The 1,878-nt window shown below is 61.8% G+C and carries 2 protein-coding genes and 1 pseudogene; all 3 read left to right on the forward strand.

Going from position 1 to position 1,878, the window contains the following annotated elements:
* Window positions 1–798, forward strand: a pseudogene (locus HP546_RS29780) (chromosome partitioning protein ParB); the annotation flags it as partial.
* A 16-nt stretch (window positions 799–814) separates the two neighbouring features.
* Window positions 815–1,366 (forward strand): DUF2857 domain-containing protein, encoded by a 552-nt coding sequence (locus tag HP546_RS29785; RefSeq protein ID WP_172233327.1) that lies wholly within the window; start codon window positions 815–817, stop codon window positions 1,364–1,366.
* A partial coding sequence (locus tag HP546_RS29790) for an STY4528 family pathogenicity island replication protein (RefSeq protein ID WP_256678575.1) occupies window positions 1,360–1,878 on the forward strand: 519 nt, incomplete at its 3' end. The genes HP546_RS29785 and HP546_RS29790, both read left to right, overlap by 7 nt.

Genomic DNA, 1,878 nt, shown 5'->3' on the forward strand with positions numbered 1-1,878 from the left:
GACGGTGAAAAGCCCGAACTGGAGTCGAGTGAGCTGCAGGATGAACTGATTGCCAGAATGGCGGTGAGCCTAGAGCAAACACCTCGTCTGTTGGCTCTGGAGATGCACCAGGAGCAATCCCCTTCGCTGCCCCCAACCGACAGCACTCATTCCCCTTCCCCTACTCCAGCGGGTGAGCTTGCAAGGTCCTCGCCTTCACCTGCACATCCGCCAAAAGCGCCGACGGCGATACCCAGTCCGGAGCCGACGGAAACTGGTGCAGGTCTCTTGGCGCAGCAAGCACCACGCCTGCCCGATATACGCCAGGCGTTGGGGGACGAGCCATTGTCGGAAAAGCACCTGGACAATTTCAAGGATGTTCCGACGCCGGTCGTGACGGCGTCGGGCACAGCACCATTGGACGTTATCAGCACCTTGCGCGGGAGCTGTGCCTCCTTGGCCGCAGACCTAGCCGTTTACGCAGACGCTGGGAACATGATCAGCCCGCTCGCGGACGGGCTGGGTTTCACGCTTTCACCGAAGCATGGCGAGCACGTTAGCCCGCGGCACACCGGTATCCAGCTATTGCTCTCCGCCGTTCTGCGCCTACAGGACGACGTGAGCTGGAAGGAACGCCAGCAGTTGCCGGCAGCCCTGTTTGGTCAACTGCTGATCGGCGTCTACGACCTGCCCTTCACCGACCGCCCAGCCCTGACGGTGGGTCTTGAACGACTTCCTGATGCCCAGCTGGAGCAGTTGTTCACGCTGATTCGCCACGCCCGCCAGTTGATCGAACTGACGCTGTCGTCCACTCGATAACGTGAGGAGCCACCTCATGAGCACGACTTTCAATCTGTTGAATCATGCCATGTTGAACCAGGTGCTGCATGAGCTGCGCCATGGTAGGTTGCAGCGCTGCAAGGCCCTGGGCCTGGCCGATGAAGACATCGAGGTGCTGCAGTCGCTGCCGCCGACCACCTTGTCTCACCTGGCGCACTCGTCGATCGCCTGGGTCGAAGTGAAGGTCGACATCACCGTGTTGCGCCGCCTGATCGTCCAGGCCGAACGCGACGAACAGAACGAGCGGTTGATCAATCGTGCGCTCAAATTGGGCGCGAGCTCCAACATCATGTACCGCTGCTTCGGCCTGGACCATTCGGAGACCGCGCTGCGCCGCCGTGTGCTGAAGATCGAGACGCACCGCGGTCGGCCGGTCCAGCTCAGTGAAGTGCAGGAGCATGCTGTGTGGAATCGCTGGAGCCAGCTGCGCACAGAGGATCCGGACAACGATCCGCTGGACACCATGATGATGCTGGCCGAGGAGCAACACATCAGCCTGACCCTGGTCTGGCAACAGGTCGAACTGTACGGAGGCACACCATGCTGAGCTTTTACGAGGTCGACTGGCAGGACGTGGTGCGTCAGTGCTACGACGCCCTTCGGCGCCGAAATGAGTGGTACGCGGCGAACGGCAAACTGATTGTCCCCACCCAGGAGCCCGCGGTGCGGACGATCTACTACGGCGACAATAACCCGCTGCCGCAGACCTTGCTGCTGGACCGCCGGCTGACGCCACTGGAACGTAATACCTGGCAGGTGCTGCGCTGGCTGATCACCGAACGTAAGGTCAAGACCCCACGTTACCAGGACCTGCAGCCCTACCTGGCGACCAGTCCCTGCGGTAACCAGGCCTCGCGGGAAACCATCGCCCGGGCGCTGAATGTCTTACGCACCACCCGCTGGCTCAGTTTGGTGGAGCGCTCACGCGATGCCAACGGCTGCCTGCGTGGTTGCGTCTATGTGCTGCACGGTGATCCCTTGACCGCGGCCGAGCAACTGGAGTTGGACAGCGGCTACGCGGCGCTGCTGCAACAGAATCTCTCCCATGCCACTAAAGGC

This window comes from Pseudomonas sp. CM25 (assembly GCF_013179705.1).
Lineage (GTDB): Bacteria > Pseudomonadota > Gammaproteobacteria > Pseudomonadales > Pseudomonadaceae > Aquipseudomonas.

Coding starts and splice junctions, on each gene's coding strand:
- HP546_RS29785 (WP_172233327.1), top strand. CDS start 815: ATGAGCACGACTTTCAATCTGTTGAATCATGCCATGTTGAACCAGGTG.